Annotated in this window: 5 protein-coding genes; all 5 read left to right on the top strand. The window is 52.9% G+C overall.

Annotated features, from left to right (window positions below):
* Positions 1-247 precede the first annotated feature (247 nt).
* Positions 248-1,123, top strand: a complete 876-nt coding sequence (locus FBQ85_25810) for a TIGR02584 family CRISPR-associated protein (GenBank protein MDL1878549.1) — start codon at positions 248-250, stop codon at positions 1,121-1,123.
* Positions 1,124-1,156: 33 nt separating this feature from the next.
* The gene (locus FBQ85_25815; GenBank protein ID MDL1878550.1) at positions 1,157-1,420 is read left to right on the top strand and encodes a hypothetical protein; all 264 of its coding nucleotides are present in this window, start codon (positions 1,157-1,159) and stop codon (positions 1,418-1,420) included.
* A 1,526-nt stretch (positions 1,421-2,946) separates the two neighbouring features.
* Positions 2,947-3,846: a hypothetical protein gene (locus FBQ85_25820; GenBank protein MDL1878551.1), complete on the top strand. Its 900-nt coding sequence runs from the start codon at positions 2,947-2,949 to the stop codon at positions 3,844-3,846.
* A complete protein-coding gene (locus tag FBQ85_25825) occupies positions 3,846-4,991 on the top strand; it encodes a hypothetical protein (GenBank protein MDL1878552.1) in 1,146 nt (381 codons plus the stop codon). Before FBQ85_25820 ends, FBQ85_25825 begins: the two co-directional genes overlap by 1 nt.
* 11 nt (positions 4,992-5,002) lie before the next feature.
* Positions 5,003-5,443 carry a hypothetical protein gene (locus FBQ85_25830; protein ID MDL1878553.1) on the top strand — a complete coding sequence of 147 codons (441 nt, stop codon included), beginning with the start codon at positions 5,003-5,005 and terminating at the stop codon, positions 5,441-5,443.
* Positions 5,444-5,622 lie beyond the last annotated feature (179 nt).

Raw genomic sequence — 5,622 nt, forward strand, 5'->3', positions numbered from 1 at the left:
CCCACCGCGCGATGAATCGCGCGGCTAAAATTGGGAAGAGCGCTAATGCGCCCTCAAATTTTAGGGCCATTCCTGGCGCTTGCATTTTTTAGCCCGGCGGTTCATCGCTGGACGATGCTATGCCCACCGCGCGATGAATCGCGCGGCTAAAATTGGGAAGAGCGCTAATGCGCCCTCAAATTCCAGCGCCATTCATGGCGCTTACGACTCTTAGTGGTGGTGTGGGCGAAATCACAACGAATGATCAATGCGATTATCTCATCATCACATCCTCTTTGCCGTCCTCGGCCGCACGCCGCAAATTTTGACCGAGACGCTGTATGCGCTGTGCGTCGTTCGCCGAATTCCCATTCACGAGGTGTGGGCTGTTTCAACGCATGAAGGCTGGCAGGATGCAATCCAAAAGCTTCTCGATCCGGTGCACGGCCAACTTTACCAATTGCAGCAAGATTACCCGGCCGCATGCGGCCAGGTTAGGTTTGCGCCGGAGAACATTATTGTGGCGGAAGATCATCTCATGCCGATTCCGGATATTCGCACGCGCCAGCACAGTGAAACATTTCTGGAGTTGATCCTGCGTGAGCTGTGGAAAAAGACGGCAGATCCCAATCTCGTTTTGCATTGTTCGCTCGCCGGCGGCCGCAAGACCATGAGTACCTATCTCGCGCTGGCGCTGCAACTGCTGGCGCGGCCGCAAGACGCGCTTTATCACGTGCTGGTCGACCCGCCGGAACTCGAGCATCACGGTGGATTTTATTATCCCCCGCCCCGCGCAACACCCATTGTTTTGGGAGATGGCCGCACACTTGACGCTGGCAATGCGCATATCGATCTCATCGACATTCCGTTTATCCGCTTGCGCGAGCGCATGCAGATCGATCCGAACCAGTCACCGGCCGGCTATCGCCAACTGCTGGAATGGGTGCAAAGTAATCTCGATCAATCTCTGGTGTTGCCGCAACTTCTTTTGGATGTCAACAAACATGCGTTGCGCATCGGCAAAAACGAAATCTTTCTGCAACCCCAGCGCTTCTGCTTGTATTGGTACTTTGCCGGGCGCAGCCGCAGCCGTCCACGGCATATTCAAGTTGAAGACTTCGCGGCCTATTTCGAACCGGCATAAAGTCCGTATTTTGGCAGCGCCCTGCGCGAGGGGTTGCTGCAACGCTTCGACCGGCTCGATCCCAGCGGCCAGATGCGCGCGAGTTTTGTCGAAAAAGTTTTGGAAAAAGGCGAGTTGCCCATGAGCTGGGTGCTGCAGACCCGCGCCCGCATCAACAGCCAGATTCGACGGGAACTGCTGCCGTCTTATCTTGTTCCATTTTACATGATTTCTGCCGAAGGCAAGCGCGGCAGAAAGTGTTATGGCATCAAACTTGACGGGCAAAAAATATCAATCATGGAGGCGGCGCCTGGGTAATACCAAAAATCAACAGCTTGTCTTCGCCTTTGGAGGGACGACTTGCTGCTTTCCTTCCCAAAATTGCGAATTGGTTCTCGGATTTGCTTGACAACGTTGTCGATGATGTTTTTGGGTGAAATTTCATTATTTTTGAAAGCTCAAACAATTTAAACTGGAGGTTAACATGCCCGATACAAATAAGCATTGGATGGTCTCCTTCGATACTGATCGCATCAAAGATTACGTCTTTGCCACGAACAGTCTAAAGGAAATTCGCGGAGCAAGCGCCATTCTTCTTGAAATCGAAGAGCAAAGGCCTGCCAAACTGGAAAACTCCAATAAAATATACGGCGCCGGAGGCGGGGGTGCTTATTTCGCCGAGGATCAAGAAAGCGCAGAGGCGCTGACAAGGAGAATTGAAAATGAATTCAGAGAAAAAACCGAAACCGGCAGCATCACAGCAGTTTGGGTTGAGGGAACGAAAACAGGCGACCATAACTGGTATAAAGCTCTCAAATCTGCAGCAGTCCGACAAATGCAGAAGAAAAAATCTTCCAAGGCTGAGTTGGCACATCTCCCGTTGGAGCCATACATGCGGCCTTGCGCTTCCTGTGGTCAGCTTCCCGCAGAAAAACGCTTCAATGAGGATCGCAGTGGCGACTTGCTCTGTTTGGCGTGCTACAAAAAACGTGAAAAAGGTTCGGAGGAGCGGTATGAAGGGTATTTGAGAAAATTCAAAAACCATATTGGTCCTTCACATGCCTGGTATAACGCAAGACTCCCGAAAGATCTGAATGAACTGGGCAAGGTGGATGGCTCTGGCTACGTTGGGTTCATCAAGATCGACGGCAATCGCATGGGAATGTTGTTTGATGAAATCGATTCTCCAGAGCAGGACAAAGACTACTCAAAGGAACTGAAAACGACCATCGAAAAGCTTATTTATGATGCCTTGCTACAGCATGGCAAGATTTATCAAGACGTGCTTCCCTTCGAGATCGTTCTCATTGGCGGCGATGATTTGATGCTTTTCACCACGGCGAAAATGGCGATGCCAGTGACGATTGAGATTTTACGCCGCTTCGAAGAAGCTTCCCCAAAGATCTTGGAGGGCACCGGGATGCAGTCTCAAAAACTCACTATGTGCGCCGGCGTCGTCCTGTGCCACAGCAACTTCCCAATCCCCGCGCTGGCTGATATCGGAGAGGACCTCCTCAAAAACGCCAAGAAAAAAGCCTCGCCGCTGTATGATTGTGGTGTGATCGATTACCAGGTCGTCACCGGCAGCATGATCGACCTTGAATCAGCCCGCGCGGCGGTACCCTATCATCGGCCATATACACATCTGCAAATGTCAACGCTGCTGCAATATGCGAGGGATTTTAAGAAAGAGAACATGCCAGCCAGCCAATTACAGATGGTTTATGAAGCGTGCATGAGCAATTCGACGGTTGAAGGCACGATGGCGGCGCTGCACATGGTTGGCCGGCTGCGTAATTTGAGACAACAACAGCTTCTCAAAGAATTTTTTACTGACAAGGATCTTGTTGAATTCAAAGACAAAGAAGCGAATGTCTGGCCCTGGTCACGGCCGGCAGAAAAACAAGCGAACGGTCAAGGTGAAAAGCTTTTCAGCGCGTTCGTGGACTTGCTCGATCTCTACCGCTTCGTCGAGAAAGGAGCTTGAGATGAACAGAACCATTGCACCCCGCACGAAAATCGACCTGCAATTTACCATCACCCTTCCGGGCACGATGGCCATTGGCTCGGGTTTTCCCAGCGGACAAATTGACCGTACCGTTGTGCAAGATTTGAACGGCCTTCCTTACATTCCGGCTTCGACATTGAAAGGCCGCGTACGCGATATGGCCGAACGCCTGGCGAAAACCCTCGGCCATGACGACATCTGCAATGGACCCCATCCGGATTTTATGTGTCCGGCACGCGGTCGTCAGAAGAATCCGTGTCTGATATGCCGCACTTTTGGCGCCGCCGGCTACTCTTCCATGAGCGGCCAGACCGGCCTGATTTGGCGTGATGCGCAAGCCTGTGACGAGCATCTTAAGGAAATCAAAGTTGAGCGGCAGCAGGAGGCAGATGATTTCTTCTATGCCCGAACCCAAGTTCAGCTTTCCCGGCCGCGCGGGATCGCTCTCGCAAAGCATTTGTTTACGGTGCAAAACACGGTCGAGAATTTGCGTTTTAAAGGGCGCGTGCGCGGCTGGCAGCTAGGGACGCCCAGTACGGGTGGAAGTTTTTCAAACGAATTGATTCTACTCTGCGCCTCCCTCAAGCTGCTGAACTTCGTCGGTGGCAGCAAAAGCCGCGGCGCAGGCCAGTGTGTCTTAACGCTGGATCAGAATATAAGGATTGATGAGAAGGACGTTCCCGTCAACGAAGTTCTGCAGGAAATTGCACGCCTGAGCCGTCGAGGAGGCGAATAATGCTAACACAGAAAATGAAATACGTCCTGAAGGCGGAAGCGCCCATCGCGATTCTGCAATCGCGCGCCACCAGCCAATTTGTGAAGACGCTCGATTATTTGCCCGGCAGCGCAGTGCGCGGCGCATTTGCAGAAATCTTCATCAACAAAATCGGAACCGAGCATGATCTCTTCCAGCGCATTTTTGTTTCCGAAGAGATACGGTTCAGCGATTTTTTGCCGGGCGATCGAACGAATGCGCCGCTGCTTTTGCCCGCTACCGCCGCGGCTTGCAAACGCCATGGCCTGGCGCACGAAACCAGCTTGCACGATCGCTTATTCGAAAGGCTGTTGGCCCGAGAGCAGTCGAATATGGAGTCGAGAAAGTGCAGTTGCGGCGAACGCCTCGACCGGCTTGCCGGCGTGTATATGCAATCGTTGGAAGCCAGAGTGAAAGCCAACCCGCGCCGCCAGTTGCGCATGCACGTCGGCATTTCCCGGCCGCGCGGCACGGCAACTCATGGCCAGCTTTTTTCCTATGACATGTTGACCGCCAAACCGCAGTTGGAGAAAGAGAAACGCCACTTATATTTCATCGGCACGCTAGCCTCGGATTCCCCCAACGCTGATAGGCTGTTTGCCGAGGTCGAAAAAATTGTTCACAACCGCGAGCATCTCAGTATTGGCAAGGCGCGCACGCGCGGCTTGGGTGAGTTGAGCATTGATTCACGTAACATGCTTGATGCCGAAAGTGACTTCGAGACCCGATGGCAAGAGTTCACCGGCAAGTTCAGTGATCAAGAAAAGCGCTTCTGCCATTTCAGCATCACTCTCAACAGTCATCTCATTCTGAAAGACGCATTGGGCCGCCCGCTGTTGAGCGCGGCAGCGCCGGGTGATTTCGGCCTCGGGGATGAAGTGCAAATGGTCGCGAAATTTTTGAGCAAAGCCATCGTTGCCGGATGGAATGCTGCGCAAGGCCTGCCCAAACCGGATACTGCCGTTTTGGCGCGCGGCTCCGTATTCGGCTTTCGTGCGCCGCGGGAAAATTCAGAAGAAATAAAAACGAAACTTCGCGCCCTGGAAATGTCCGGTGTGGGAGAAAGACGGGCCGAAGGGTTCGGACAAATCACGGTTTGCCATCCTTTTCATGTCAAGTATGCCTAACGGAGAAGAACATGAGCTCACAAAATTTTTCTTTTGAGATGGACCGCCGCCGCCTCATTGCCAATCTGGGCGATCATTACGCGCTGCCCCAAGCCGGCATAAAAGGCAGCGGCGAAGCGCAGCGTTTTGCCAGGGAATTTGCGCAAACCCGGCTGACTAAAAGCGGCCTGCGCGGCCTGGAGTCGTTGGCCTGGTCAACTGACAGCGTCGGCGATATTTTGGATTACATTCGCATGCGCGTCGGGCGGGGCACGTGGAGCACGGGAGCCAACCTCGCCGCAGTTTTGGAAGAATTGCGCGGTGATAAAACTGTCGAGGCTTTTTTTCAAAGTCATCCCGACAAAGCCGAAGAGACGCAAAAGCGCCTCCTGCATTTGGATTTGTGCCGTGAATTCATCAAGCACCTCGTGGCGCATTTCGAGTTTGAAAAGAGCGGGGTGAAAAATGACTGATATAAGCCTGGAACAGGCTCAGAAGCTGCGTGAGCGCATAGCCAATTGGAGCGACAAAAACCTGCATGATGCGCGCGCCTTCCTTGAAGGACGCCTGAAACTGGAGCAGGTTGATAACTTCCGGCACGAGTTACATGAGACCAAAGGACTCTCTTCCTATCCGCACCCCTGGCTGATGC

This window comes from Cytophagia bacterium CHB2, from assembly GCA_030263535.1.
Lineage (GTDB): Bacteria > Zhuqueibacterota > Zhuqueibacteria > Zhuqueibacterales > Zhuqueibacteraceae > Coneutiohabitans.

Coding starts and splice junctions, on each gene's coding strand:
- FBQ85_25810 (MDL1878549.1), top strand. CDS start 248: ATGCGATTATCTCATCATCACATCCTCTTTGCCGTCCTCGGCCGCACG.
- FBQ85_25825 (MDL1878552.1), top strand. CDS start 3,846: ATGCTAACACAGAAAATGAAATACGTCCTGAAGGCGGAAGCGCCCATC.
- FBQ85_25830 (MDL1878553.1), top strand. CDS start 5,003: ATGAGCTCACAAAATTTTTCTTTTGAGATGGACCGCCGCCGCCTCATT.